The sequence below is a fragment of the Mesorhizobium sp. LSHC420B00 genome (assembly GCF_000503055.1).
Lineage (GTDB): Bacteria > Pseudomonadota > Alphaproteobacteria > Rhizobiales > Rhizobiaceae > Mesorhizobium.
The window spans coordinates 232594-258531 of sequence record NZ_AYVY01000009.1 but is presented as its reverse complement, the minus strand read 5'-3'; the positions used below and the strand labels follow the sequence as shown (position 1 = coordinate 258531).

Genomic DNA, 25938 nt, shown 5'->3' with positions numbered 1-25938 from the left:
TGATCGAAGCGATATGCAGTGCGACTGACCTGCTCACTCGTTCGTATCCTGCACCCAGTTGCGCGGGTGACCATCGACGCGAAACTGGAAGATGAAATAGGGTGGGATGCAAGTGCCCTTGCCGGGCTTTGCTTCCGGCAGATCGTCAAAACCGGCGGTGCAGATATAGTCCTCGCGGCAGGGATGGGCCTTGTCGCAAGCACGCAGGCCAGCGGTCTTGGTGAATTCCCTGGTGCAGAATTCGTGGTCCTTGCCGGAGCCTATGCAGTCGTTGAAGCCGGTCTTGGCGAGGCGGCCGCAGCTTGCCTCGTCGGGCAGCTTTTCGCAGGTCGCCTTGCGCAGCATGCCGCCGGGAAAGCCGCCAGTCTTCTGCTCGGGATTATCGTAACGCTGGCGCGCCGCGCCATAGCCGGCGAGCTTTATCGGCGGTTTTCTGTCCCTGGCCGGGTCGATGGCGCAGGCCTTCGCGGTTGCCGGTGACAGACGGCAATATTGGTCGTTGCCCCATTTCGACATCCTGATCTCGCCGAACTCCACCGGATCGCCGACTGCGGTGCCGGCCTCGCTGACGCAGGTACCAAAGCCCGGATGGATGGCGCTCTCGTGGACCCCGGCGCAACGCAGGCCTTCGTCGCAGGTCCAGTCCACGAAACTTGGGTCGGCGCCGCGATAGCAGATCGAGCCCCATCCATTGTAGAGATCGGTGCCTTTCAGCGCTTCGGCGTATTTTGCCTCCGGACGGCCGGCAAAGCCGCGGCTGAAATCCGGGTGTCTGCCAGCGGCGAACGACTCGACAATGGCGCGGCGGCGCGGCAGGTCGGCAAAAAACACAGCCGAGCCCGGCACGAACACCGCGTTGCGGCGCGGTTCGCTGGCCGGGTCGGCGCCGGTGTAATGGAACCCGGCGATGCCGTGCGTCTGGTGACAGCCGGTGCAGGTCATCTCGTTGAGGCGCAGATTGAAGCCGGCCACCGATTTGACGGTGCGAAGCGTATTGCCCTTTGCGACATAGTCCTTGAGCGCTTTGTCGATAGCATCGTCGTCGAGCAGCCCAAAAGCCAAATTGTTTTGCGACCGGCTCATACCGCCGGGTGCCACCGAAACCGCGGTGGTCGCGAGGAATTTTTCGTCGATCACCAGGCGGCCACGGTCGAGATCATAGATGTTGCGATCGGTGAGCAGCCATCTTTCGAAGGTTTGCCTGTCGGCCAGCACCAGCTTGCGGTCGATCTGGTTCTCCATTTTCGCTTCCTGGAAAATGGCTTTGGCCGGGTCCCACTTGAATATCTTCAACAGATACTCAGCGTGGCCGCCGAAATCGCGCCGGCTCGAAGCCGATAGGCGCACGACCTGCATGTTGAGCTCGAGCCGCATGATCTGCGAAGAATTCAACATCGCGCTGGAAAGCGGGCCTTCTTCCGAGCGCAGCCAGGCCGCCAGTTGATCCGGCTCCAGATTCTTCTGCCCGGCGACAAGCCAGCGCTTCGCCACGTCCGCGCAGGAACCGTTAGCCGAGCGCGGACGGTCCTTCGAGGCGCGAATCTGTGCCGAAGCCGGTATGGCGTTGAAGACCAGGCTCAGGGTCAGCGGCAGGCGCGACGAGATGCGTTGCCCAGGCTTCTCCTCGACCGAATAGTGGAAGCGGTAGATCAGCCTGATCTCGCCGCATTCGGTGTGGCCGAGATAGCCGCGATCCATGCGATTGACGATGCCGGTCAGGTCCAGCGTCGAACCGTCGTCGTCGATGTATTTCGGATTGAACTTCTGGGTGATGTCTTTCGAGTTTGCCAGAGCGGTTACATAGGAGTCGGGGCTGTTCCTTGGTTCGTCTACGATCTGCTGTTTGACGGCGTTGCGGACCGGGCTCAGCGCGCGCACCGAAAACAGCCCGCGATTGTCGACGTCGCGTGTCAGTCCGAGCGCTGGCCCAAGCAGACGGCTGATCGATAGCCCGCCGCGCTCGAGCGCCTGCAAGGTCTCGGGATCGGTGATTGCGACACTGGAATCGAGAGTGACGGCGCTGGCCGGCACGGGGCCTAGGCAAGACAATGCCGCAAACAGCAACAGAACCCGCCCGATCATCCGCAAGCGCCCCCTCGCTTCCACAGCCACGGTGGATGCTACAGACCTTGCGACGTCTAAGCCAGAGCAGACCCGCGTCAGCCGGCATTGCTTATTAGCGCGAAAAATACTGTGACTTGGCGTAACCATTGGGATAATTGTTTGCTGGGTTGGAACCGGCCAGGACATCGGCGGGTTGATTGCAAACATGCATCACGGGGGTTGCCATGCTCTGGAAGGGCCGTCGTCAGAGTGACAACGTCGAGGACGAGCGCGGCCAGAGCGGCGGGCTTGGCGGCGGGCCGGGGCAGTTTCGCATCCCGATCGGAGGTCGCGCCGGCGGCGGCGGCATGTCGGGCATCATCATCGTAGGATTGATTTTCCTGGCAGGGTGGTATTTCGGCTTCGACCCGAGTCAGATCCTCGATAACAGCGGCTTGCAGCCCGGCGGCGGCGGCCAGATCACCGACAATAGCGGCGAGCAAGGCGGCGGTACCGGTGCGCCGGCCTCCGACGAGATGAAGCAGTTCGTGTCGACCGTGCTGGCCGAGACCGAGGATACCTGGACTGGTATTTTCCAGTCCGAGGGCCTGACCTATCAAGATCCAAAACTGGTCCTGTTCAGCGGCCAGATTCGCTCCGCCTGCGGTTCGGCCTCGTCAGCGGCCGGACCATTCTACTGTCCCAACGATCGCAAGGTCTATCTCGATACCACCTTCTTCCAGCAACTCGATCAGCAGTTCGGTGCCTCGGGCGATTTCGCACAGGCCTATGTTATTGCGCATGAGGTCGGCCATCACGTGCAGAACCTCGTCGGCATCCTGCCCAAATTCAACCAGATGCGGCAGAATATGAGCGAGGCCGACGCCAACCACATGTCGGTGCAGGTCGAGCTGCAGGCCGACTGCTTTGCCGGCATCTGGGCACATTTCACCGGCCAGAAGGGCATTTTGGAACAGGGCGACATGGCGGAGGCATTGAACGCCGCAAAGCAGATCGGCGACGACACGCTGCAGAAGAAGATGCAGGGCTACGTCGTGCCGGAAAGCTTCAACCACGGCACGTCGCAGCAGCGGCAGGCCTGGCTGGCGCGAGGCTTCCAGAACGGCAAGCTTTCGGACTGCGACACGTTCAACAATCCGATCTGAGCCGACGGTTTTCTCGCGAATCCGAGAGACTGGATAGCAGTCAGGGGATGTCAGGATGAAAACACCCTGCCCGTTCCCTCATTGTTCCCAGCGATGTGTTCGCCTATAAGGTGCGTTCGCCTTCGCCCCGGGCGGCCCGAGGAGATACCATCATGATAGACCCCAAAACCGCCAGGCGGGGCCTTGCGCTTGTTTTCACCACCCTGCTGCTCGACATCATCGGCTTCGGCATCATCATGCCGGTGCTGCCGGCCTATCTCAGAGAATTGACCGGCGTCGGCATCAGTGAGGCGGCTATCGAGGGCGGCTGGCTGTTCTTCGCCTATGCGGCGATGCAGTTCATTTTCGCACCAGTGATGGGCGGGTTGAGCGACCGGTTCGGACGACGGCCGATTCTGCTCGCCTCCGTGCTGACGTTTTCCATCGACAATCTGATCTGTGCCATCGCCTGGTCCTATCCGATGCTGTTCATCGGGCGTGTGCTGGCCGGCATTTCCGGCGCCAGCTATTCCACGACATCGGCATTCATCGCCGATATCTCGACCGACGAGAACCGTGCGAAGAATTTCGGCCTGCTTGGCATCGCTTTCGGCGTCGGCTTCGTCATCGGGCCGGTTCTGGGCGGGTTGCTCGGCACGTTCGGGCCGCGCGTGCCGTTCTATTTCGCTGCCGGGCTTGCCTTCGTAAACTTTTTGATCGCGCTGTTTCTGTTGCCGGAAACGCTTGATAGCAAGCATCGTCGCCGCTTCGAGTGGAAACGCGCGAACCCGGTCGGCACGCTCGTCCAGATGCGCAACTACGAAGGCATCGGCTGGATCGGGCTTGTCTTCTTTCTGATGACGCTGGGGCACATGATGTATCCTGCGGTCTGGTCGTTCGTCTCCAGTTATCGCTATGGCTGGAGCGAACAACAGATCGGCTTCTCGCTCGGTGCCTTCGGCCTGTGCGGGGCTATCGTCATGGCGACGGTCCTGCCGCGCGTGATCCCCAAGCTCGGTGAGTGGAAGACGGCGGTAATCGGTCTGGCATTTACGGCACTCAGCGCCTTCGGCTACGCATTCGCGTCGCAAGGCTGGATGATCTATGCAGTGATCGTCGTCGGCTGCCTCGAGGCGTTGGCCGATCCGCCGCTCAGGAGCCTTGCCGCCGCCAAGGTGCCGCCTTCGGCACAAGGCGAACTCCAGGGCGCGATGACGTCGATCTTCTCGATCACCTCGATCATCACGCCGCTGCTTTATACGGCGATCTTTTCCTGGTTCACGGGGCCGAACGCGCCCGTGACCTTCGGCGGCGCACCCTACCTGCTCGGCGCGATTTTCCTGACGCTGGCGCTCATCGTCTTCGTCACGAAAGTAGCCAAGCCGGCGGCGCTCAGAAACGTCACGTCCGGCGTTGCTGAAGACGGAGCACAGATATGAGCCATGACGGCCGCATCGCCCTGACCAAGGACGGGCTGTGGAGACAGATCCGGCCAACGAAATGCCCGTCACACTGGTTCTTCGACCGGTTTTAATGGCTTCATTGAAAAAAGGCGATAGGAATGAGGGCAACAACGCAACTCCGGTAATCGCGCAGTCCGGCCTCGAGGCATTCGCGCCGCATTTTGTAACTCTGACCATTCGAACTCCCGCCCTAGTTTACGTCAGAAGCAACAAACGCGGGGCCTGGATCGAAGACGAGAGGAGAGCAACATGTTGAACCGGATACTTCATCGCGCGGCGCTCATGGCTGTGGCTGTCTGCGCGGTGCTCGTTGTAGTGGCGGCTCATGCGGCGCCTGCTGGACGGGCAGGTCAGGTGCCGCCCGGGTTCACCTCGGCCAAGCCGCGGTGAACGGCAGCAGCATGCACTACCTGCGTGGCGGGCACGGACCAGCCCTTATCCTGGTGCATGGATTTCCGGAAGATTGGAACGAATACCAGGCCGTCATGCCGAGACTGGCGCAACGCTTCACCGTCGTTGCCGTCGACCTGCCTGGCATAGGCCGCTCGGAGCCTGCCAGGGGCGGCTATGAAGCCGCCAATCTTGCGGCGCAGATCCATGGGCTTGCCGACGCTCTGCATCTGGAAAAACCCTATGTGGTGGGTCACGACCTTGGCGGCATCGTCACCTATGCCTATCTCAGGCGCTTTCCCGACACGCTGCGCGGTGCGATGATCCTCGATGTTCCGATGCCCGGCATCGACGGCTGGGACAAGGCGATATCAGGCACGTGGCATATCGGTTTCATCCAGGCGCCCGGCGGCCTCGCCGAAAAGGTGGTTCCCGGTCGGCAGGCCGCCGTGCTTGGCTGGTTCCTCGACTTCGGCAAATTCACCAGGCAGGAACGCAAATACTATTTTCGCATCTATCGAGCGCCTCAACTGCATGCCGCGTTCGAGATCTACCGCGCCTTCCCCAGCGATGCCGAATGGAACGCCGCCCAGACGGCGCCGAGCACCGTTCCGCTCGTCATCGCCTTCGGCCAGAAGTCCCCCTTTGTTGCGCTGCTGCCGACCTTCCTCGCCGGCTACCGCGCCAAGGGCATGAGCCATGTCGAGCGCGCCGAGATCCCCGATGCGAGCCACTATGTGCTGGCCGACAATCCTGATGCGGTTGCCGAACTGATCGAGAAGCGCGCCGGCGCCGGCGCGCCATGACCGGGATCAGCTAAAACCAAGGGAGAAGAAGCCGCAAACCAGTGTAGCATCACCTGGTGCTCAATCCATTCGCTTGGAATGTCGAGCGCCTTGACCAGCATTGCACCTGTCTGCGCCGATGGTTTGCGGCGATTGGACCCCAGGTGCGACAGAAAACCCTGGCTGACGCCGATCATGGCCGCCAAATCGGCTTGCGTCAGCCGCCGCCGGTTGCGCAGCGCCTTGAGCCGGCTGGAGCCCGCAAGATGTCCATGGTCACGTCCGCGGGCAGTGCCTTTTCCGCTCGGAGATCGGCCTTACGCTCGTCGTAGATCGCCGCATCGGCAGCGTCTTCCAGAGCTTCTTCGGCGGCACGCAAAAGGATCTCGTAGTCCCCTTGGGATAGCGACCAGCTCCTCACCGGTTGGGGTCTTGATGATTTGCGGGGCGTTCATGGTGTTCTGTCCTACTATGGCCGACGGGTAGGTTGTCGTTTCGCGTTTGCCGACATAGACCGCAAGGATCGTGGCGCGGTCTTCGTCAAACATGACTCGGTAGCGACCGATCCGAAGTCTGTAACCTTCCCTGCCGACGAGGCGCTTGGTATCTCCGCGACCGCCGACTGCGTAAGAAATCAGACTTTCTGAGACCTGCTCGCGGACGTCCGGAGGCAAGTTGTCCAGATCACGCGCCGCCGATATGTTATAGCTGATGCATCGGCTTGGTCAGCGCTCGGCCAGTGCCGGTTCGCCACGCTTTTCGCGGATCAGGTTGACGAAGCGGCGGAACAGATAGTGCGAATCCTGCGGGCCGGGCGAGGCTTCCGGATGATGCTGGACCGAGAAGACCGGCTTGCCGGTGAGCGCGATGCCGCAATTCGAACCGTCGAATAGCGAGACATGGGTTTCCTCGACGCCGCTCGGCAATGAGTCGGCGTCGACGGCAAAGCCGTGGTTCATCGAGACGATCTCGACTTTGCCGGTGGTGTGGTCCTTGACCGGATGATTAGCGCCGTGGTGGCCCTGATGCATTTTTGCGGTCTTGCCGCCCAGCGCCAGCGCCAGCATCTGGTGGCCGAGGCAGATGCCGAACAGCGGGATATCGGTCTTCAACAGATCCTGGATGACCGGAACGGCGTAGTGGCCGGTGGCTTCCGGATCGCCGGGGCCGTTGGATAGAAAGATGCCATCGGGCCGCATCGCCAGGATCTCCTCGGCGCCGGTCTTGGCCGGCACCACGGTGACCCTGGCGCCGAGGCCGGCAAGCAGGCGCAATATGTTGCGCTTGACGCCATAATCGATGGCAACGACGTGCATCGACGGGTCGGCCTGTTCGCCAAAGCCCTCGTTCCAGGCCCAGGGTGTCTCGCGCCAGACCGAGGATTGGCCGGAGGTGACCTCCTTGGCCAGATCAAGCCCGATAAGCCCCGACCATGCGGCGGCGCGGCGCTTGAGGTCTTCGATGTCGAAGATACCGTCTGGGGCGTGCGCGATAACGGCATTGGGCATGCCCTTTTCGCGGATCAGCGCGGTCAGCGCGCGCGTGTCGATGCCCGAAAGTGCAACGATGCCGCGCTTCTTCAGCCACTGGTCGAGACCGGTTCCGGCGCGGTAATTCGACGGGTTGGTGACATCGGCCTTGAACACGGCGCCGACGGCGCCGGCGCGGGCCAGCGGATTGAGATCCTCGATGTCTTCGTTATTGGTGCCGATATTGCCGATATGCGGAAAGGTGAAAGTGACGATCTGGCCGGCATAGGAGGGGTCGGTGAGGATCTCCTGATAGCCGGTCAGCGCGGTGTTGAAGCAGACCTCGGCAACGGCGGAGCCGGAAGCGCCCAGACCACGGCCCTCGATGACGGTGCCGTCGGCCAGCACCAGCAGGGCGGTCGGCTTCTCGGTGGCCCAAGGGGGGGTCGATGCGGCGGTCATCGTTGCCATGGCGGCACTCCTAAAGGCTGCGCTCCTCAATCGGCGCAACAAAAAGCGCGAAGCGGCAATCTCACAGCCTCGGCGCGCTGCATGTCGTTGCCCCAAAACCGCTACGCACTTTTGGGCGACGTGCACTAGAATTCAATTCATGCAAGGCACAGTACATAGGGGAAGGCGCCAAGGCGGTCAATGATGCCGCGCCGTACGTGCCTGGATTTATTTCGTCGAACAATATCAGGGATTTGCCGGACAGACTTGAATTTGCCTTGGGCTTTCGGCACGGCTATTGTCCGCCGCATTCGAAGGAGAAAGCACCATGCGAGGCAAAATCGCCGAATCCCTGAAGAGCGCGATGAAGGCACAGGACAAGCGCCGGCTGCCGACATTGCGGCTGATCCAGGCGGCCATTCATGATCGCGACATCGCCAATCGCGGCGCCGGCAAGGAGCCGGCCAGCGACGACGAGATCCTGCAGATCCTGGCCAAGATGGTGAAGCAGCGCGAGGAATCGGCCAAGGCGTTCGATGACGGCAAGCGGCCGGAACTTGCCGCGCAGGAGCGCGACGAGATGGCGATCATCCGCGACTTCCTGCCGACGCAACTGGGCCAGGCCGAGACAGAAAGCGCCGTCCGTTCCGCTATCGCCGAGACAGGTGCCAGCGGCGTCAAGGAGATGGGCAAGGTGATGGCGGCGCTCAAGGAGAAATATGCTGGCCAGATGGATTTCTCCAAGGCGAGCGGCATCGTCAAGAGCCTGCTTCAGTAGGGATTTTTCGCGCCTTAGCGGTGCTCATGAGACTCGAAGAGACCATCGCGAGGAGCCAGGCTAGGAGCGGGCGGAGCGGACGGCAGTTCGCACCGACATGTTCATCGCCACGGCCGCGCGAATGAACCTGTATGTTCGACGTCTGGCGTCTCACGACGGCATCGATGCGGCGAGCTTTTTGCTTGTTAGGCCTCGTGCCGATGCCGGGCGGCAACCTCTCAAGTCGAGGAGGAACCTTCCTCCCTCCGGACACGTTTGCGAGAAGATCATGCGAAAATGGAGCTTCGATTTGGCGGCGCGTTTGTTGAATATTGTCGGTGCGGCCACGAGTGCCGGCGCCTATTCGCCGGGTCAGGAACAGGCCCCCGCGGCCTTTCGGCGAAATGGGCTCGCAGAAGCGATCACGAACCGAGGCAGATCCATCAGGGATCGTGGCGATGTTGCATCGTTCCGATGGCGACCGGACCCTTCGCGGTCGCAGGCTATGAACCTGGAAGCAGTGCGCGACGCCTGTGAGTTGGTCGCAAGCCACGTAGCGACGGCGATCGCAGCGCAGGAAGACGTGCTTGTTTTAGGTGGCGATTGTACTGTGGAACTGGGGACGGTCGCCGGGGCGAATGCGGCCGGCGCGCGGATCGGACTCGTTTACATTGACTTCGACGCCGATCTCAACACACCTGACACGAGCGACGGCGCCTTGGACTGGACCGGCGTCGCCCATCTGCTCAATATCCATGGATGCGAGCCTTCGCTCGCGAGGCTCGGCCCGACCCGCCCGATGCTCGTGCCTCAGCAACTCCTCTATTTCGGCATCGAGAACATCACCCCGCCCGAAGCGGCCGTGATCGGAAATCACGCGATCAAGATCATATCGCGTGAGAAAGCTTTGAGTGACATCGAGGCGGCGTCGGCGCGCGCGGCCGAATGGGCGGCGCGCTTTGACTGCGTGCTTATCCACTTCGATGTCGATGTGCTCTCCTTTATCGATTTTCCGATTGCGGAGAATGTGCGCCGTTGCGACGGTCTCAAACTGGAGCAAGTCGCCTTTGTGCTAAAGCAACTGACAGCCCTGCCGCAATGGCGCGGCCTGACCATCACAGAAGTTAATCCGGCCCATGCGCCAGACGAGTCCGCAGCATTCGCACGCTTGAATGAGATGCTTGCAGACGCCCTTGGCTAGTTCGAGATCCATCTCACGGTCGTTCGCGGGCAATTGGCCGGCTTGCCTCATCCAAGCGGAGCCAGCCTTATGCGCCCGGTCGCAATCATTGCGCGACATGGGCGCAATGCGGAAAACTTGGGAATTACGGTCGATGGCGGGGCAGTTTTGTCGTAGTCGCTACAGCCGCAAGCCCGCCTTTGAGGGCCGACAGCCAAAAGCTCGCGCTCATGATCGAACTCGTCAAACCGGCGTTTGAACACCTGCCGTCCTACAAGGCGGCCCTCGAGCGCGGCTGGTCGCCGGACAATGTGCGGCTGCTCGACGCGACGCGCGAGCAGCTTGCGGCTATCGAAAAGGATCCAGCGACTTTCCTTGCCGATCTCGACGATCCTGATGGCAAGGGACCGCCGATCGTCTTGCCGGACGGTTCGACGGTGCCGCGGCTGCCTGGATTTCGGCGCTGGATCTGGGACGGGGAAGTCTCAGGCTCGATCGGCTTGCGCTGGCAGCCCGGAACCGCGGCGCTGCCATCGCACGTGCTCGGCCACATCGGCTATGCGGTGGTGCCGTGGAAACGGGGATGCGGCTATGCGACGGAGGCGCTGCGGCTCATGCTGGAGGAGGCGAGGGCGGTTGGCCTGCCCTTCGTCGAAATCACCTGCAAGCCTCACAATGTGCCCTCGCAGAAGGTCGTTCTGGCCAATGGCGGCGGGCTCGTCGGGCGTTTCTTCGAGGATGCTTCCTATGGCGGCGCGGAAAGCCTGCGTTACCGGATCGATCTGTAGCCCTATTCGGCGGCAGCCGGCAGCGGCGGCGCCGCCCGGCTCCGCCATTCCCAGACATGCGAGGCAAGCGCAACCGCGACCGCGACCAGCATGGCGATCGCGCCAACCACCGGCAAGCTGCGATAGCCATAGCCGGCATTGAGCATCGCCGCGCCGAGCGATGCGGCGAGCGCGATGCCGACATTGAAGCCTGACGGAATGAGCGACGAGGCGAGATTGGAGGCGTCCGCGGTCCAGGTCAGGATGCGGGTCTGGATCGGCGTGCCGATGGCGAAGTTGAGGCCGCCCCAGACGAAGATCGCCATCACCATCGGCAGTGGGTAAGGACTGACGGCGTAGATCGAGGCGAGCATCGCCGCCTGCAGGAATAGCATTGCGATGAGCGACGGCATCAGCTTCCAGTCGGCGAGGCGCCCGCCGACGAAGACGCCGATTGTAGCGCCGACACCGTTGAGCAGGAGCACCCAAGGTATCCATTTCTCGTCGAGGCCGGTGACCTCAAGCAGCGTCGGCGTGATGTAGGTGAACAGGCCGAACTGGCCGATCATCAGCATCAGCATCATGATGAGCGAGGTCCAGACCTGCTGGCGTGCGAGCACGCGTACCTCGCTGCCAAGGCTGACGGACGGGCTCGACGATCCTGTCTTGCGCGGCAGCAGGGCGCCGATGGCGGCGAAGGCCACCACGCCGAGAGCGCACATCACCCAGAATGTCGCACGCCATCCCCAGATGTTGCCGATTGCCGTGCCGGCCGGAACGCCGATGACATTCGATACGGTGAGGCCGGACAGGATCAGCGCCACCGCCATGCCGCGCTGGTCTTCGCGCACGAGGCCGACGGCCACCACCATGGCAACGCCGAAATAGGCGCCGTGTGCCACGGCCACCGCAATCCGCAACAGCAGCATCGAGGCGAAGTCGGGCGCCAGCGCGCAGGCCGCCTGGCCGATGGTAAAGGCTGCAGTCAGTCCAAGCAGCAGGGCCTTGCGGGAGAACCTTTTGGTGGCGAGCGCCAGCAGCGGGCCGCCGACTGCAATGCCGCCGGCATAGCCGGAAACGAGATAGCCGGCGGTCGGGATCGCGACGCCAAGGCCATCCGCCACCTGCGGCAGCACGCCGGCGATGACGAATTCGGTGGTGCCGAAGGCGAAGGCGGCAATGAACAGGGCAATGAGGGGAAGCATGGCGGGAAGGCGATCCTCGGATAAGGTGACCTCAAACCACGGATAAGGGCACCGGGCAATTCAGAAATTGGCGACGCCGCTTTAGATTTTCTTTGTCACCGGTCAGGTGCCGGCCGCGGCGGCAAGAGCTACGCGGCCGCCTTCCTTCCGTAAGGAATTTTCAGCCACGCCCGCTCATGAAGGTAGTAGAGCAGCGACTTGGTGACGACCTCGGTCAGGCCGATGGCCGCAGCGAGCTTGATGCTTCCCGTCACGACGAGCGAAATGATCATCGTGTCGATGGTACCGGTGACACGCCAGGAAAGCGCCTTGGCGAAGCTGCGAGAATGGGTGTCCATCTACTTTCCTTCCGGTAGATCTGGCGATCTTTAGCCGACAGACAGGAGGTGGCGCAAAGGTAATTTTGCGCATTGGCTCACAGCATAGGCGAGCTTCTGAAGCTACCGGCCTGTGGACGCAATCTATCCGGCCTTCAGCCGCGAACCGGTTAGCAGGCCGCGTTCCTCAAGCACGGGATAGGCCATCGAGGCGAGCAGCGAGTTGATCTGCTTGAGGTCGCGAATGGTGTCGAGATGGATGGAGCTGGTCTCGACGCTCTTGGCGGTGCCGTCGCGCAGCCGCACGAAATGGCTCTGGCTGGTTTCCTTCTCGCGGTCGCGCAGCCGGTCCTTTTCCAGCACCAACTGGCGAGCGGTCTCCGGATCGCGGGACACCAGGACGTTGAAGGCCAGCCTGGCATTGGCAAGCACCAAGGCGTGGAAGGCGCAAAGCTCGCGCCAGCCTTCCGGCGTGAACTCCAGTCCGCGCTCGAATTTCTTCTTCACATGGACCAGCATGTTGCGCACGATGATGTCGCCGACCTGCTCCAGCTTGACGCAGGCGCCGATCAACTCCTGGCAACGCAGGGCCTCGTCCTCGCTCAGCGGGTTCTTGGTGACCTTGGCGAGATAGAGCTTGATCGCCGCGTGCTTCCTGTCGACACGGTCGTCGAGCGCGGCCAGCGCACTGATCTTGTCGGCGTCGGCGCTCTCATAGAGTTCGATGATCCGTTTCAGCATGATCTCGACCGTCTCGCAGACCCGCACTACCTCGCGGGTGGCATTGGCGAGTGCTTGGCTCGGCACGTCGAGCGCACTTTCGTTGAGCGCCGAAAGCTCGATGACGTCGAGCGCGTTGGCGGGCTGGGGCCTGGTGCCCAGCGCCACGATCTTTTCCGAGGCACGATAGACCAGGCGCGCCAGCGGCAGGCCGGCGATCAGGATCAGGATGTTGAAGACGATGTGGGCATTGACGATCTGCTCGGGCACGGTGCTGCCCAAGAAGGCGACTGGCGGCTTGAACGTCAGGAACAGGATCAGCATGATCAGAGAGCCCATGCCGCGCATCAGGAGATTGCCGATCGGCACGATGCGAACGCCGGGTTCTGCGTTGCGGGTTAGAAGCGGCGCGATGATCGAAGAGCCGAGATTGACGCCGAGCACCAGCACGATGCCGAGTTCGGGCGGGATGAAACCGCGGCCGGCGAGCGTCACCATAAGCAGCACCGCGGCGATCGAGGAATGGAACAGCCAGGTGACCAACGCCGCCAGAAGGTAGGCGGTGACCGGATCGCCGGAGAAGTAATCGACGATGAGCGGCATCAGCGTGCTCTGGCGCAGCGGCTCCGACGCCTGGCCGATCATCTCCAGCGACAGAAGCAGCAGGCCGATGCCGACCAGGATGCGGCCGAACTGGCGCCAGTCGCGCCGCTCGGTGGCCATGAACATGACGGTGCCGGCGACCAGGCAGACCGGTACCAGCAGCGACAGATCGAAGGTAAGCAGCTTGACCACCAGCGCCGAGCCGATCTCGGCACCGCGCACCGCAAGCTGGCCCGACATGCCGCTGACAATGCCGGAGCCGGCGAATGAGCCGACCAGCAAGGTAACGGCGGTCGAGCTTTGCAGCGCGACCGCCAGGCCGCAGCCGGCCAGAACCGCCATGAAGGGATTGCGCATGGTGGCGCGCAGTTTGTGGCGCAGCACATCGCCATAGGCGCGCTCGACGCCGGTCTTCACCAAACGGGTGGCAAACAGCATCAGTGCGACCGCACCGGCAAGGTGCAGCAAAACGACCGAGCCGCTCATGCCCGACCCCGCAACCCGACCGGTATCAGCGACGCGGGCGCCGTGACGTCACGAGGGCAAAAGTGGGCGCGAATCGTGGACATTGCAGAGGTTGATATTACTCCGATTTATTTTAGCCGAATAATAAATTTTGCCCGGTTCGGACGAGTGTTGCCCCGCGACGGGGCGTGTCGGAAATGGATGGCCGGCAAAATGGTTGCATTGCCCGCGGAGTTACGGAGGGTCATGCGTCCGTGCTCGGACAGCCGCTTTAAAGGTAGTGCTGAATTAGGCGTGCTAAATGTAGGAAATCATTACGAAAACGTAATCTCTGCGTTCAGTTTCGGTTCATCCTTCCGGCTCTATTCCAGAGGCATCGACAACCAAGGAGTACCCGCTATGAAACGCATCGTTCTTTCCGCCATTGCCTTCTCGATGCTGGCTGCAACGGCCTTGCAGGGCCAGGCTGCACCATTGAACCCACCAAACGCACCGCAATCGAGTTATAGCCAGGTCGACTGGCAAAAGCCCGGCAGGCATGTCGACGTGAACAAGCATGTCGAGGTGAACAAGCGCGTCGTAGTGACGAAAAAGATCGTGGTGAAGCGCAGCCATTGGCGCAACGGCCAGAGATATTCCAGCTGGAAGCGTCACCAGCCGATCCGCGACTATCGCCACTACGGCTTGCGCCGTCCCGGTCCCGGCCAGGAGTGGATCCGGGTCGGCAACGACTATCTGCTGGTCAGCAACCTCTCGGGCCTGATCTTCGGCGCTATCGCCGCGCAGTAGGTGCGGAACGGCTGACCGGCGCTGCGCCGGATTAGATCGAGAAGGCGGCCCGCAGGCCGCCTTCTCTTTTTGGCCTGTGAAAACCGGGTATGGTTCCGCATTAGGAGTCGTCGGGCTTGGCCCGTGTGATTATATGGAGGCCAAACGAGCTGTCCCTCATGCGCTTTCCGCCTGCTTTCCTCGACGAGATCCGCGACCGCGTGCCGATTTCTTCGGTGATCGGCCAGCGCGTCGCGTGGGACAGGAAAAAGACAAACGCGCCGCGCGGTGATTATTGGGCGTGCTGTCCGTTCCATGGCGAGAAGAGCCCGTCCTTCCATTGCGAGGACAAGAAGGGCCGCTATCACTGTTTCGGCTGCTCGGTTTCGGGCGACCATTTCAAGTTCTTGACCGAACTCGACGGGATGAGCTTTCCCGAGGCCGTCGAGAAGATCGCCGACATGGCCGGCGTGCCGATGCCGGTTCGCGACGCCGATGAGGAACGGCGCGAAAAGGAACGCGCCAGCCTGACCGATGTCATGGAGATGGCGACGGTGTTCTTCCAGGAACGGCTGCAGGGACCGGAAGGCGCAAAGGCCCGCGCCTATCTGCGCGACCGGGGACTGACACCGGCGACGCAGCAGTCCTTCCGCCTCGGCTATGCGCCCGACAGCCGCAACGCGCTGAAGGAGCATCTTGCCGCCAAGGGCGTCCCCAAGGCCGACATCGAGGCGTGCGGGCTGGTGCGCCATGGCGACGACGTCCCGGTTTCCTACGATTGGTTCCGCGACCGCATTATGTTCCCGATCCCGGATTCCAGGGGCAAGATCATCGCCTTCGGCGGGCGGGCGCTAGCGCCGGATGCGCTGGCCAAATATATGAACTCGCCCGATACGGAGCTCTTCCACAAGGGCAACGTGCTCTACAATTTCGCTCGTGCACGCCAAGTGCTGGGAAAGGGGGCGCTGGCCAAGGGCGGCACGGTCATTGCCGTCGAAGGCTACATGGATGTGATCGCGCTGGCGCAGGCCGGCTTCGAAAACGTGGTGGCGCCGCTCGGCACCGCATTGACTGAAAACCAGCTCGAACTTCTATGGCGCATGGCCGGCGAGCCGGTGCTGTGCTTCGACGGCGACCACGCCGGGTTGAAGGCAGCATGGCGCGCCGCCGACATGGCGCTGCCGGCGGTCCAGGCGGGCCGCTCGGTTCGCTTCGCCCTGCTGCCGGAGGGCAAGGATCCCGACGATCTGGTCAAGGGTGACGGACCGGATGCGTTCCGCGCCGTGCTTTCCGAGGCGCGGCCGCTGGCCGACCTCTTGTGGATGCGCGAGACGGCCGGCGGCATCTTCGACACGCCGGAACGGCGAGCCGAGCTCGAAAAGACGCTGCGCGAACTGACCAGCCGTATCCGCGACGAGAGCCTTCGCTATCACTACCAACAGGAAATGCGCGAGCGGGTGCAGAGCTTCTTCGGTGCCCAGCGCGGACGCCAGGGGCGTCAGGACGGACGGCCCGGCGAACGTTTCCAGGGCAAGGGTTCAGCACCCGGCGGACAGTTTGCGCGCGGCGGCAATGCCGGTGGGCGCACCGCGATCACCGAAAGCCTCGGTCGCTCGGCGTTGGTCAAGCGCGGCGGCGAGGGCATGTCGGTACGCGAGGCGACGATCATTGCCGCCCTCGTCAACCATCCCGTGCTGATCGACGAGAATTTCGCCCATGTCGAGTTCCTCGATCTCGCCAACTCCGATCTGAAGCGGCTGCATGCGGCGATCCTCGACGCCATGGCGCATGATATGGCCAATGACCGCGACGCGGTGATCGCGACGATCGAGCGGGCCGGCTGCGGCGAGATCTGGCAGCGTGCGGTGGCGCTGATCAAACGTGCGCGGCAATGGCCGGCGCTGGAAACGGCGGCACTCGACGATGCCCGCGATGCGTTCAGCCAGGCCCTCCACTTGCAGCGCAGCGCGCGCACCTTACATAAGGAGCTGAAGCAGGCGGAAGCAGCGCTCGCCAGCGACCCCACGGACGAAAACTACCGGCACCTGGTCGAAATCCAGGCGCAATTTCGTGATGTGCAGGCAACGGAAGCGCTGATCGAAGGGTTTGGCGTATCGTCGGGCAGGGCTGGGCGCGTTTAGATCGAAGCCTCCAGAAGACTGAATGTAAGGACGTGCTTGCGCGTCGAATCAAGCGTGCGGCGCTCTAAGTCGGGTAATTGATTCGCTTTTTTCATGCGAATCATGCGAGAGGCGCTTGACCTTCCGGCAGAATGGCGGAATCAGGTCGATTCGAAACGTTAACCCGCCCCGGCATCGACGGGAATGCAGCGATGTAAGGTACTGATCACTGGACAGGCAGTCAGCTTGCCACAGATATCAGGGTTAATCTGGACTTAACGAGAGATGCAGTTACTGGCCCGGTAAAGCGCGTTCTGGAAAGAGCGCATCCAATTTGACCGGACCGGCAGCTTACGCGGCTTTGATACTCAGCCGCTTGGAGAAAATAAAGACTATGGCGACAAAAGAAAAGGAAGAAGTCGAGACCGAACGCGAGGCCGCGACCGATGGCCCTCTGCTCGACCTTTCCGACGATGCTGTCAAGAAGATGATCAAGGCCGCCAAGAAGCGCGGCTATGTCACCATGGACGAGCTGAATTCGGTGCTGCCCTCGGAGGAAGTGACCTCCGAGCAGATCGAGGACACGATGGCCATGCTTTCCGACATGGGCATCAACGTGGTCGAGGACGACGAGCAGGGCGAGGAGCCCGAAGCCGCCGATACCGCCGCTGACGCCGAGGAGGATGCCAACGAGCTGGCCGAGCAGACCGGCACCGCCGTCGCCGCCACCACGACCAAAAAAGAGCCGACCGACCGCACCGACGATCCGGTTCGCATGTATCTGCGCGAGATGGGCTCGGTGGAGCTTCTGTCGCGCGAGGGCGAAATCGCGATCGCCAAGCGCATCGAGGCCGGCCGCGAGACGATGATCGCGGGCCTCTGCGAAAGTCCGCTGACCTTCCAGGCCATCATCATCTGGCGCGACGAGCTCAACGAATCGAAGATCCTGCTGCGCGAGATCATCGACCTCGAGGCGACCTATGCCGGGCCGGAGGCCAAGCAGGCGCCGGTGGTCGAGCGTATCGAGGAAGCCAAGACCGAGGAAAAGCCGCGCCGTTCGCGCGAGGACGAGGACGACATCACCAATGTCGGCGGCGACACCCGTGGCCTGGTGGACGACGACGAGGAGGACGATGACGAGGCGAGCCTGTCGCTGGCGGCGATGGAAGCGGAACTGCGCCCGCAGGTGATGGAGACGCTCGACGTCATTGCCGACACCTATAAGAAGCTGCGCAAGCTGCAGGACCAGCAGGTCGAGAACCGGCTGGCCGCCGCCGGCACGCTGTCGCCAAGCCAGGACCGTCGGCTCAAGGAGCTGAAGGACCAGCTGATCAAGGCGGTGAAGTCGCTGTCCTTGAACACGGCGCGCATCGAGGCGCTGGTCGAGCAGCTCTACGACATCAACAAGCGCCTGGTGCAGAACGAGGGCAAGCTGTTGCGGCTGGCCGAAAGCTATGGCGTGCGCCGCGAGGAGTTCCTCAAGGAATATCAGGGCTCGGAGCTCGATCCGAACTGGACGCGTTCGATCGGCAATCTGACCTCGCGCGGCTGGAAGGAGTTCACCAAGAACGAGAAGGACGCCATCCGCGACCTGCGCGCCGAGATCCAGAACCTCGCCACCGAGACGGCGATTTCGATCCAGGAATTCCGCAAGATCGTCAACCAGGTGCAGAAGGGCGAGCGCGAAGCCGCGATCGCCAAGAAGGAAATGGTCGAGGCCAATCTGCGTCTCGTCATCTCCATCGCCAAGAAATACACCAATCGCGGCCTGCAGTTCCTCGACCTGATCCAGGAAGGCAATATCGGCCTGATGAAGGCGGTCGACAAATTCGAATACCGCCGCGGCTACAAGTTCTCGACCTACGCGACATGGTGGATCCGGCAGGCGATCACCCGTTCGATCGCCGACCAGGCGCGCACCATCCGCATTCCGGTGCACATGATCGAAACGATCAACAAGATCGTACGCACCTCGCGTCAGATGCTGCATGAGATCGGCCGTGAGCCGACGCCGGAAGAACTGGCGGAAAAGCTCGCAATGCCGCTGGAAAAAGTGCGCAAGGTGCTGAAGATCGCCAAGGAGCCGATCTCGCTCGAAACGCCGGTCGGCGACGAGGAGGATTCGCATCTCGGCGATTTCATCGAGGACAAGATGGCGATCCTGCCGATCGACGCGGCGATCCAGGCCAATTTGCGCGAGACGACGACGCGCGTGCTGGCCTCGCTGACGCCGCGCGAAGAGCGCGTGCTCAGAATGCGCTTTGGCATCGGCATGAACACCGACCACACGCTTGAGGAGGTCGGCCAGCAGTTCTCGGTCACCCGCGAGCGCATCCGCCAGATCGAAGCCAAGGCGCTGCGCAAGCTCAAGCACCCGAGCCGGTCGCGCAAGCTCAGAAGCTTCCTCGACAGCTGAGTCTGGGTGACGGATAAGCAGTTTAAAGGGCGCCGGTGGCGTCCTTTTCCGTTTGGGCACAGGCGATCACGATTGGACGCGCCGCTCTTGCGGGTCGTGCCCTACGAGAGGATAATTCCGCGACGGATGCATTTTCTGGGCGACAAACCCGGATGCCCGCCCCGGCTGTGACGCCGTGCTCCGTGGCCCCGGAGGGAGGTGTGCCATGACAACTTACATCGTGCTGATCAACTGGACGGAGCAAGGCGCCAAAAACGTGCGCGAGTCGCCGAAGCGGCTCGATGCCGCCAAGAAGCTGTTGGGAGACATGGGCGGGTCCTTCAAGGCATTTTATCTCACCATGGGGGATTGCGACATGGTGGCGGTGGTCGAAGCCCCCGACGATGCCGTACTAGCTCGTTTCTCGCTGATGCTGGCGGCGGGCGGAAACGTCAGGACGCGGACACTCAAGGCTTTCCCGGAGGATGCCTATCGCGAGATCATTACCTCGCTCGGCTGAGTGCCGTGCCTGAAGCGCGTCGCGCTTGAACGGCCTCTTGCGACGCGCTTTACGCTCTTCTTTTTAAACAGGTCGGTATGGCAAACCGCCGCGCACCCTCGGGCCAGGCCCGAGGACATGTTTTTGGGGCGACGTGCATTAGCCGAAGCCGGGACATTCCGCGGTGTCGCGTCACGTTGCGGCGCAACGGCATTTGCTGGATAGTCGTCGCGCGTCCTCCGCTGGTGTTGCGAACCATGGCCAAGCCTCTGCTGACCGTCTGGTACAATACGCGCTGTCCGGTCTGCGATGCCGGCATCAGCCGGCAGAAGCGGCGGCTGATCGAGGCGGTCAAGGCGGGGCGGATCGAATTTCGCGACATCAATGCCGAACCGACGGCGCTGGCCCGCTACGGCATCGGGCTGGAGGATATCCGGCGCCGGCTGCATGCGACCGACGCCGGTGGCAAATTGCTGGTCGGCGCCGATGTTGCCGTTGCGGTTTGGCTGATAACGCCGGGCGAGGGCTGGTTGGCGACGCTGTTTGGCAATCCCGCCACGCTGCCGTTGACGCGCTATGCCTATGATCGCTTCGCCGATCTGCTCTATGCCTGGAACCGCCGCAAAGGCCGTTGGTGATAGTGTCCGTTCACTTCGCACTGAAAGACCCGTAAGTTGCTTCGGGCCCTTGGCGCAGCCTGCTATCGAGCCACGGGCTCGCAAAGCCAGCCAACGATGCGGCGCACCGCCGGCAGCAACAGCAGCAGCGTCGGAAAGGCCACCATCCAGGACAGGCCCCAAGCCGTCAGCCAGGTGGCCGGCAGGTCGGGCTGGAAGCCAAGGCTTTTCAGTGTCGAGATGAACGACACGATGAACGTCATCAGCAACGACAGCACCAGCGGGCCGAGGACGGCGGCATAGCGCGCAGGCAGCTTCCTGCGCGGGGTTTTCATGGTCATTTGGATTTTTCCCTGAAGCATCCGGTCCGTCGCATTGGCATCCATTCGCCGGTCTTCCGGCGTAATTGCCCGGAAACGACCGGGGTGGATGCGTTGCTTCACGTCAGACGCTTACGGAGGGGTCTTCGACCCTCACGCGCTTCCTAGCTGCCCTTGCCGGCGAAATCAATCCTGCTGGCGCATTTTCAGATACATCGTAAGATATATCTTGACTCGATCGTGGCGAGCACCTAATTGAGATATATCGTAAGACATAACTCAAGGAGCAGACAATGCACAAAGACAATCATTTCGGGCATCATCGTTTTGGCGAACACGCCGAGCGCGTTTTCATGCATATGGCCGGCAAGTTCGGCGGACGCGGCGGGTTCGGCCCGTTCGGGCATGGCATGAGAGGCGGCGGCGGACGCGGCGGACCAGGCGACATGTTCCGCGCCGGGCGTATGCTGGCTGACGGCGATCTCAAGCTGATCACGCTGTCGCTGCTGGCCGAGGCGCCGCGGCACGGCTACGACATCATCAAGGCGCTGGAGGAGCGCACCAGCGGCGTCTACAGCCCGAGCCCCGGCGTCGTCTATCCGACGCTGACCTTCCTGGAAGAGGCCGGCTATGCCGTTTCTGCGGCGGAAGGCAACAAGAAGGTGTTTTCGATCACCGAGGCAGGGCAGGCGCATCTCAACGAAAATCGCGAGATGATCGACCACGTGCTCGACCATCTCGAGCGCTTCGGCCGCAAGATGGCGAAGGCGCGCGAGTGGTTCGGCTGGAACGATGACGGCGACGGTGGCCGGCGCGGCCGCGGCCGCTCGGAAAAGCGCGACGAATTCCGCGCCGTGCGCCACCGGCTGCGCGCCGCGCTCGGCGAAATCGTAGATGCGCCTGAAGCAAAGCAGGCCGAGGCAATCAGCATATTGGAAGCTGCCGCAGAGGCCCTGGAAGCGCTGTCGCGCGACTGACCCCTGAGTGCCAAGCCAGCTGCGGCCCTTGCCCGCTCGGCCAAGGACCGGTACTGAAAATCATCCTGCACCACGCTATGTGGTGCAGGATGATTGCCGTTGGAGGATACCCCATGTCTTTTCTGAAGCGTCTTTTCGGCGGCGGCAACGAAGCCGCTGAGCCAAAGACAGCGGCGCCGGTAAAGCAAATCGAGCACAAGGGATTTTTGATCAGCGCCACGCCCTACAAGGCGGAGGGCCAGTACCAGACCTGCGGCGTGGTTTCGAAGGAGATCGACGGCGTGATGAAGGAGCACAAATTCATCCGCGCCGATCGCTTTGCCGGGCTTGATGACGCTGTCGACATCTCGATCAAGAAGGGCATCCAGCTGGTCGATGAGCAAGGCGAGAAGATCTTCGGGTAGATCGTTATTACAGCCTTGGGTCGATTGGCTCGCTTTCCAGCGCCAGCACGGCGAAGACACACTCGTGAACGCGGCGTAGCGGCTGCTTGGCGACAAATCGCGTCAGCGCCTCGTGACCGAGCGCGAACTCCCTGAGTGCCAGGCTGCGCTTGCCGCTCAGGCCGCGTTCTCGCAGGCGGATGAGATTGTCCGGCGCGTCATATTCGGGACCATAGATGATGCGCAAATATTCCGGGCCGCGGACCTTCAGCGCCGGCTGGATGAGTCCCTTCTTGCCACGGCTGACGAAGTCGCGTGGTTTGACCACCATGCCTTCGCCGCCGGAGCCAGTCAGCGCCTCCCACCAGGCAATAGCCTCCGCACACGCGCTGCCGTCGGCCAGATCAACCGTACGCCATCGGGTCGGCGTGACCACGCCAACATGGGCAGCCAGACGGTCCGCGAGCGACATGTGCCAGACATGATCCTGGTCAAACCAAACACGTCCCTCGCTGGCGAGCAGGTGGAAAGGCGCGACCTTAAGGTCGTCGACGCAGGAGACCGGCCACACGTAAGGCGCCCAGGCCGTGGCGTATTTAGCCGCACGGGCGGCCCGGTCTTCAAGGCGTGCGTTCAGGCCGGCCGCATCGACGCCGCGCGCCATCGCACGGGCTAGCGCCTCGCGGCTGACCTTGAAACCGGCGGCTGAGGATGTCGCCACCGGCGCATACTGGCTTTCGATCAGGCTGCCGGCCTTTGCCGACCAAGGCATTATCTCGGTGTCCAGCAGCAGCCAGTCGCTGTTCAATTCCGTCCACAGATCCGCCGCGTCGACCTCGACCCGGAGACGAGCGAGCAGGCCTTCCGTCATGGTGCCGTCGTTGAAAAAGGAACGTCCGGTGCGGGTCCAGATTGCGCCGGTCTCGTCGCCCGGGATCCCGGCTGCGCGCCGCCTGCGCGTTCCGGCACAGCGCGACCACCGCCCGCGAACCCATATGCTTTTCCTCGCACACGACCTGGGCGACGTCGCGTTCGCGGAAATAAGCGAAGGCATCTTCCGGACGTTCCAGCCAGCCGTGTTGGCTGCTGGTCTCGGACGGCGACATGGTCGGCGGCAGATAGATCAGCCATTGCGGCGACAGCGCGAAGCGGCTCATCACTTCCAGTGCCGCCGAGGCGTTCTCCTCGGCCACCACAATCCGGCCCCTCAGCCCGGTCTCGATCCAGCGGCGACCGGAGACATCCTGGTAATCGAGCACGCCGTCGGCGTCGGCCTGTGCCGATTTGCCCAGACAGGACCCGCCCAGCGGACGTATCGGCTCCGACCATGTCTGGATTGCCGGCACCTCTACCAGTTCGCGTTCCGGCCAGCGTAAGGCCGTCAGCTTGCCGCCGAACACGCATCCAGTGTCGATACACAGGGTGTTGTTGACCCACTCGGCCGACAGCGTTGGCGTATGTCCATAAATTACGGCTGTCTTGCCACGGTAGGCTGCGGCCCAGTCCGCGCGGACGGGCAGCCCGAACTCGTCAGTCTCGCCTGTGGTCTCGCCGTACAGAGCGAACTCGCGCACGGCGCCGGAGCCGCGTCCGATCATTTCCTCCTTGAGACCGGCGTGGGCGACGGCGAGGTGTCCGCCGTCCAGCCAGACGTGGCTGCGCAGGCCGTCGAGAAAGGCCGGCAGCGCCTCTCGCAGGCCGCGGTCCTGCGTGTTCAACTGGTCTATCGTCTGCTCGAGGCCGTGGGCGACCGTGACCTTGCGACCTTCCAGCCAGCGGCCGAGTTTGCGTTCATGGTTGCCCTGGACACAATAGGCGGTCCCGGCCGCGACCATGCTCATGGCGATGCGCAGTACGTCGGGCGAGTTGGGGCCGCGATCGACGAGGTCGCCGACAAAGACGATCTTGCGGCCCTGCGGCGGGATCACAGTGGCCGTTCGGTCGCCCTGATGTTCAGACCAGGCGACGCTGTAGCCCAGTCGAGCGAGCAGCATCTGAAGTTCATCCGAACAGCCGTGGATGTCGCCAATGATATCGAACGGGCCGTGGTCGTCGCGCTTGTCGGTCCATAGCGGCTGCCGCGACACCTCGGCCGCGTCGATGCTGGCCTCGCTGGTAAGCGTCCAGACCTGGCGGAAGCCCTCGCGTTGCAGGCCGCCAAGACCCTTGCGGATCTCGGTTGTCATGCGCTGGGCGACCCCGGCGCCGACCGGCCGGTCGGCTCGCACCGCATTGCGTGCGACGCACACCTCGACGCCTGGATCGAGGACCACGGCGACGGGCAAAGCGTGCCACTTGCGCGCCAGCTCAATCCAGGCCTTGCGGTCGGCGGCTCGCACGTTGGTGGCGTCGATGACGGCCAGCCTGCGGTGTTTAAGCCGCTTGCCGGCTATTTCGCGCACCAGATCGAAGGCATCTGCAGAGACGTCCTGGTCGGTCTCATCGTCGGAGACCAGCGCCCGGCACTGATCCGAGGAGATGATCTCGGTCGGCAGAAAATGCCTGGCCGCGAAAGTCGACTTGCCCGATCCGGTCGAGCCGATCAGCACGACGAGGGCAAAGTCAGGAATGGCGAGATCGGTCTTGTCCAGTTCTCTCATCGGGTGAACACCGCCATCTGCGTGGGCGCGCCGAGGGTAGAATCCTGGGCTCCGATACCGCTGAAGGTGGCTGCATAGCCATAGATCTCACCGATTTTGGCCGCCCAGGTTTCGAACTGAGCCCGGCTCCATTCGAAACGGTGATCGGGATGGCGAAATGCGCCAGGGGCCAATCTGGGAAACAGAGCGTTGTAGTCCGCGTTCGGAGTGGTCACGATGACGGATTTAGGCGCCGTCTCGCCGAAAACGATGCGTTCGACCAGGGGCAGCCTGTCCTCGTCGAGATGCTCGATGACCTCGACCAGCACGGCGACGTCGGCTGCCGCCCAGCGGCCGTCCCGGTATGTCAGAGATCCGTGCAGCAGCGTAACCCGGCCCCCCGGCGGCCCGCCAAACTCGTTCAGCTTGAGACGCTTTGCAGCCCATTCCAGTTCGCGTGCCGCTGGATCCAACCCGAACAGCTTATGGACCCATCGCTCGCGCACGAGCCGATAAAGTAGCTTGCCTTCGCCGCATCCCAGGTCCGCAACCGTGGTTGCACCCGTTGCCTGGATGGCTCGGACAACAGCTTCCATGCGCAGATCGTTGAGCCGGATCGGCGTCTCCAGCGCTTCCTCAGGTGTGACACGCAGTTCGGGCGGCAAAGTCTCCCTGGCCGTTTCAGGAACCAGTCGTTCCAGAGCGATGCGGGCCAAGGCACCGCGGTTGCGCAAGTATCGGCGAACTATCAGGTCCTTGGCGGGATGTTTTTCCAGCCAGCCCTCTCCCTTGGACAGCAGCTTGTCGACCTCTGCTTCGCCGACCCAATAATGCTTGGCATCGTCCATCACCGGGATCAGTACGTAGAGGTGGTTCAACAAGGCGCTGAGCCGGCCCGTGCCGGTCAGCTTCAGATGGCCGTACCGGGACTCGCCTGCACCAGACCCGATTCCCTCGATTGGCGTCAGATCGACTGTCCAGCCCAAGGGTTCGAACAGGCTTCGAACCAGAGCCTCACCGCCGCGCGCATCGGCAGTGGAGTCACGACTGCCTCCAGCGGCAGTTCGCCGCTAGCCAGTTCCTGGCGCTCCTTTGACATTCCGGTCATCGCCGTCCGCAGCATTTTGTTTAGCGCCACGGACAGGAAAGACGATGCCGCGTAAGGCCGGTCGTTCACATATTGGTCCAGCAAGCCTTCCGCCCGCCCCTTGCCGCGCACTAGCCCTATCGGGTCGACATCGAGCAGGAGTGCTGCCTCGCAACGCTCTTCGGTCGCTTCGGGATAGAATAGCCACCCTTTGCCAAAGGAGAGGTCGGTCTCGTGCAAACGATCGGGATGCTTGTGCAGCAGGAAACCGAGATCGGTGGCCGGACGGTGCGTTGTGGCAACGGACAGGAACATCCGCGACCGATAGCGCAGACAAGCGGAATAACCAATGGCAGTTGTTGGCCCACCACAATAGGTTGTCGCCAACGACAGCAAGGGCAGGCACCGAGCGCCTGCCCTTGTTCAATTCAAAC

At 62.6% G+C, this 25938-nt stretch carries 23 protein-coding genes and 1 pseudogene; 13 read left to right on the top strand and 11 right to left on the bottom strand.

The features are described from left to right. Positions 1 to 33 precede the first annotated feature (33 nt). Positions 34 to 2082 carry a hypothetical protein gene (locus tag X760_RS55330; RefSeq protein WP_023719352.1) on the bottom strand — a complete coding sequence of 683 codons (2049 nt, stop codon included), beginning with the start codon at positions 2080 to 2082 and terminating at the stop codon, positions 34 to 36. Positions 2083 to 2288: 206 nt separating this feature from the next. Here X760_RS55330 and X760_RS55325 point away from each other — a divergent pair, with 206 nt between their 5' ends. The 3 genes from X760_RS55325 (at position 2289) to X760_RS55315 (ending at position 5847) form a co-directional block, all read left to right on the top strand. Continuing rightward, positions 2289 to 3209: a neutral zinc metallopeptidase gene (locus X760_RS55325; protein ID WP_023719351.1), complete on the top strand. Its 921-nt coding sequence runs from the start codon at positions 2289 to 2291 to the stop codon at positions 3207 to 3209. Positions 3210 to 3361: 152 nt separating this feature from the next. After that, positions 3362 to 4627, top strand: a complete 1266-nt coding sequence (locus X760_RS55320; protein WP_023719350.1) for a tetracycline resistance MFS efflux pump — start codon at positions 3362 to 3364, stop codon at positions 4625 to 4627. 425 nt (positions 4628 to 5052) lie between these two features. Beyond that, positions 5053 to 5847: an alpha/beta hydrolase gene (locus tag X760_RS55315; RefSeq protein WP_023719349.1), complete on the top strand. Its 795-nt coding sequence runs from the start codon at positions 5053 to 5055 to the stop codon at positions 5845 to 5847. Here X760_RS55315 and X760_RS77985 read toward each other — a convergent pair. The 3 genes from X760_RS77985 to carA all read right to left on the bottom strand — a co-directional run bounded on the left by X760_RS77985 (position 5775) and on the right by carA (position 7766). Further along, positions 5775 to 6023 carry a helix-turn-helix transcriptional regulator gene (locus tag X760_RS77985; RefSeq protein ID WP_245278595.1) on the bottom strand — a complete coding sequence of 83 codons (249 nt, stop codon included), beginning with the start codon at positions 6021 to 6023 and terminating at the stop codon, positions 5775 to 5777. The genes X760_RS55315 and X760_RS77985 overlap by 73 nt on opposite strands. 20 nt (positions 6024 to 6043) lie before the next feature. After that, positions 6044 to 6205, bottom strand: coding sequence for a hypothetical protein (locus tag X760_RS77980; RefSeq protein WP_023719348.1), 162 nt, complete (start codon positions 6203 to 6205; stop codon positions 6044 to 6046). A gap of 346 nt (positions 6206 to 6551) precedes the next feature. Then, positions 6552 to 7766, bottom strand: coding sequence for a glutamine-hydrolyzing carbamoyl-phosphate synthase small subunit (gene carA / locus X760_RS55310; RefSeq protein ID WP_084642696.1), 1215 nt, complete (start codon positions 7764 to 7766; stop codon positions 6552 to 6554). Positions 7767 to 8073: 307 nt separating this feature from the next. On the opposite strand from carA, the gene X760_RS55305 reads away from it, so the two are divergent. From X760_RS55305 to X760_RS55295, 3 genes are all read left to right on the top strand, one after another. Next, positions 8074 to 8523, top strand: coding sequence for a GatB/YqeY domain-containing protein (locus tag X760_RS55305; protein WP_023719346.1), 450 nt, complete (start codon positions 8074 to 8076; stop codon positions 8521 to 8523). A 97-nt stretch (positions 8524 to 8620) separates the two neighbouring features. Further along, positions 8621 to 9703: an arginase family protein gene (locus X760_RS55300; RefSeq protein ID WP_084642694.1), complete on the top strand. Its 1083-nt coding sequence runs from the start codon at positions 8621 to 8623 to the stop codon at positions 9701 to 9703. Positions 9704 to 9912: 209 nt separating this feature from the next. Next, entirely contained in the window at positions 9913 to 10470 is a 558-nt protein-coding gene (locus X760_RS55295; RefSeq protein ID WP_023719344.1) for a GNAT family N-acetyltransferase, read from the top strand. Between the two features lie 2 nt (positions 10471 to 10472). On the opposite strand, the gene X760_RS55290 is transcribed toward X760_RS55295, so the two are convergent. The 3 genes from X760_RS55290 to X760_RS55280 all read right to left on the bottom strand — a co-directional run bounded on the left by X760_RS55290 (position 10473) and on the right by X760_RS55280 (position 13780). Further along, positions 10473 to 11654 (bottom strand): MFS transporter, encoded by a 1182-nt coding sequence (locus tag X760_RS55290; RefSeq protein ID WP_023719343.1) that lies wholly within the window; start codon positions 11652 to 11654, stop codon positions 10473 to 10475. 128 nt (positions 11655 to 11782) lie between these two features. Beyond that, complete coding sequence (locus X760_RS55285) at positions 11783 to 11992, bottom strand: DUF2061 domain-containing protein (RefSeq protein WP_023678301.1); 210 nt, start codon at positions 11990 to 11992, stop codon at positions 11783 to 11785. 123 nt (positions 11993 to 12115) lie between these two features. Continuing rightward, on the bottom strand, positions 12116 to 13780 hold the full coding sequence (locus X760_RS55280; RefSeq protein WP_023719342.1) for a Na/Pi cotransporter family protein: 1665 nt from the start codon (positions 13778 to 13780) through the stop codon (positions 12116 to 12118). A 378-nt stretch (positions 13781 to 14158) separates the two neighbouring features. Between X760_RS55280 and X760_RS55275 the strand changes: the two genes are divergently transcribed. From X760_RS55275 to X760_RS55255, 5 genes are all read left to right on the top strand, one after another. Then, positions 14159 to 14548: an RcnB family protein gene (locus X760_RS55275; protein WP_023719341.1), complete on the top strand. Its 390-nt coding sequence runs from the start codon at positions 14159 to 14161 to the stop codon at positions 14546 to 14548. Between the two features lie 158 nt (positions 14549 to 14706). Further along, positions 14707 to 16668, top strand: coding sequence for a DNA primase (gene dnaG, locus X760_RS55270; RefSeq protein ID WP_023719340.1), 1962 nt, complete (start codon positions 14707 to 14709; stop codon positions 16666 to 16668). A gap of 373 nt (positions 16669 to 17041) precedes the next feature. Next, the gene (gene rpoD, locus X760_RS55265; protein ID WP_023719339.1) at positions 17042 to 19063 is read left to right on the top strand and encodes an RNA polymerase sigma factor RpoD; all 2022 of its coding nucleotides are present in this window, start codon (positions 17042 to 17044) and stop codon (positions 19061 to 19063) included. A gap of 205 nt (positions 19064 to 19268) precedes the next feature. Continuing rightward, positions 19269 to 19562 carry a GYD domain-containing protein gene (locus X760_RS55260; protein WP_023719338.1) on the top strand — a complete coding sequence of 98 codons (294 nt, stop codon included), beginning with the start codon at positions 19269 to 19271 and terminating at the stop codon, positions 19560 to 19562. 236 nt (positions 19563 to 19798) lie between these two features. Then, entirely contained in the window at positions 19799 to 20179 is a 381-nt protein-coding gene (locus tag X760_RS55255) for a DCC1-like thiol-disulfide oxidoreductase family protein (protein WP_031194130.1), read from the top strand. Between the two features lie 62 nt (positions 20180 to 20241). Here X760_RS55255 and X760_RS55250 read toward each other — a convergent pair whose 3' ends face one another. Beyond that, positions 20242 to 20499: a DUF2798 domain-containing protein gene (locus X760_RS55250; protein WP_023719336.1), complete on the bottom strand. Its 258-nt coding sequence runs from the start codon at positions 20497 to 20499 to the stop codon at positions 20242 to 20244. 272 nt (positions 20500 to 20771) lie between these two features. On the opposite strand from X760_RS55250, the gene X760_RS55245 reads away from it, so the two are divergent. Then, positions 20772 to 21455: a PadR family transcriptional regulator gene (locus tag X760_RS55245; RefSeq protein WP_023719335.1), complete on the top strand. Its 684-nt coding sequence runs from the start codon at positions 20772 to 20774 to the stop codon at positions 21453 to 21455. 113 nt (positions 21456 to 21568) lie between these two features. Next, on the top strand, positions 21569 to 21859 hold the full coding sequence (locus X760_RS55240) for an HlyU family transcriptional regulator (RefSeq protein ID WP_023719334.1): 291 nt from the start codon (positions 21569 to 21571) through the stop codon (positions 21857 to 21859). A 7-nt stretch (positions 21860 to 21866) separates the two neighbouring features. On the opposite strand, the pseudogene X760_RS55235 reads toward X760_RS55240, so the two are convergent. The 3 genes and pseudogenes from X760_RS55235 to X760_RS78865 all read right to left on the bottom strand — a co-directional run bounded on the left by X760_RS55235 (position 21867) and on the right by X760_RS78865 (position 25819). Continuing rightward, positions 21867 to 24438, bottom strand: a pseudogene (locus X760_RS55235) (polynucleotide kinase-phosphatase). Further along, positions 24435 to 25403: a 3' terminal RNA ribose 2'-O-methyltransferase Hen1 gene (locus tag X760_RS55230; protein ID WP_280940421.1), complete on the bottom strand. Its 969-nt coding sequence runs from the start codon at positions 25401 to 25403 to the stop codon at positions 24435 to 24437. The pseudogene X760_RS55235 and the gene X760_RS55230 overlap by 4 nt, the downstream one beginning before the upstream one ends. Then, the gene (locus X760_RS78865; RefSeq protein ID WP_280940420.1) at positions 25382 to 25819 is read right to left on the bottom strand and encodes a hypothetical protein; all 438 of its coding nucleotides are present in this window, start codon (positions 25817 to 25819) and stop codon (positions 25382 to 25384) included. Before X760_RS78865 ends, X760_RS55230 begins: the two co-directional genes overlap by 22 nt. Positions 25820 to 25938: the final 119 nt, after the last annotated feature.

Coding starts and splice junctions, on each gene's coding strand:
- X760_RS55295 (WP_023719344.1), top strand. CDS start 9,913: ATGATCGAACTCGTCAAACCGGCGTTTGAACACCTGCCGTCCTACAAG.
- X760_RS55320 (WP_023719350.1), top strand. CDS start 3,362: ATGATAGACCCCAAAACCGCCAGGCGGGGCCTTGCGCTTGTTTTCACC.
- X760_RS55305 (WP_023719346.1), top strand. CDS start 8,074: ATGCGAGGCAAAATCGCCGAATCCCTGAAGAGCGCGATGAAGGCACAG.
- rpoD (WP_023719339.1), top strand. CDS start 17,042: ATGGCGACAAAAGAAAAGGAAGAAGTCGAGACCGAACGCGAGGCCGCG.
- X760_RS55260 (WP_023719338.1), top strand. CDS start 19,269: ATGACAACTTACATCGTGCTGATCAACTGGACGGAGCAAGGCGCCAAA.
- X760_RS55290 (WP_023719343.1), bottom strand. CDS start 11,654: ATGCTTCCCCTCATTGCCCTGTTCATTGCCGCCTTCGCCTTCGGCACC.
- X760_RS55250 (WP_023719336.1), bottom strand. CDS start 20,499: ATGACCATGAAAACCCCGCGCAGGAAGCTGCCTGCGCGCTATGCCGCC.
- X760_RS55275 (WP_023719341.1), top strand. CDS start 14,159: ATGAAACGCATCGTTCTTTCCGCCATTGCCTTCTCGATGCTGGCTGCA.
- X760_RS55315 (WP_023719349.1), top strand. CDS start 5,053: ATGCACTACCTGCGTGGCGGGCACGGACCAGCCCTTATCCTGGTGCAT.
- X760_RS55285 (WP_023678301.1), bottom strand. CDS start 11,992: ATGGACACCCATTCTCGCAGCTTCGCCAAGGCGCTTTCCTGGCGTGTC.
- X760_RS78865 (WP_280940420.1), bottom strand. CDS start 25,819: ATGTTCCTGTCCGTTGCCACAACGCACCGTCCGGCCACCGATCTCGGT.
- dnaG (WP_023719340.1), top strand. CDS start 14,707: ATGCGCTTTCCGCCTGCTTTCCTCGACGAGATCCGCGACCGCGTGCCG.
- X760_RS55280 (WP_023719342.1), bottom strand. CDS start 13,780: ATGAGCGGCTCGGTCGTTTTGCTGCACCTTGCCGGTGCGGTCGCACTG.
- carA (WP_084642696.1), bottom strand. CDS start 7,766: ATGGCAACGATGACCGCCGCATCGACCCCCCCTTGGGCCACCGAGAAG.
- X760_RS55240 (WP_023719334.1), top strand. CDS start 21,569: ATGTCTTTTCTGAAGCGTCTTTTCGGCGGCGGCAACGAAGCCGCTGAG.
- X760_RS55300 (WP_084642694.1), top strand. CDS start 8,621: ATGTTCATCGCCACGGCCGCGCGAATGAACCTGTATGTTCGACGTCTG.
- X760_RS77985 (WP_245278595.1), bottom strand. CDS start 6,023: ATGATCGGCGTCAGCCAGGGTTTTCTGTCGCACCTGGGGTCCAATCGC.
- X760_RS55330 (WP_023719352.1), bottom strand. CDS start 2,082: ATGATCGGGCGGGTTCTGTTGCTGTTTGCGGCATTGTCTTGCCTAGGC.
- X760_RS55325 (WP_023719351.1), top strand. CDS start 2,289: ATGCTCTGGAAGGGCCGTCGTCAGAGTGACAACGTCGAGGACGAGCGC.
- X760_RS55255 (WP_031194130.1), top strand. CDS start 19,799: ATGGCCAAGCCTCTGCTGACCGTCTGGTACAATACGCGCTGTCCGGTC.
- X760_RS55245 (WP_023719335.1), top strand. CDS start 20,772: ATGCACAAAGACAATCATTTCGGGCATCATCGTTTTGGCGAACACGCC.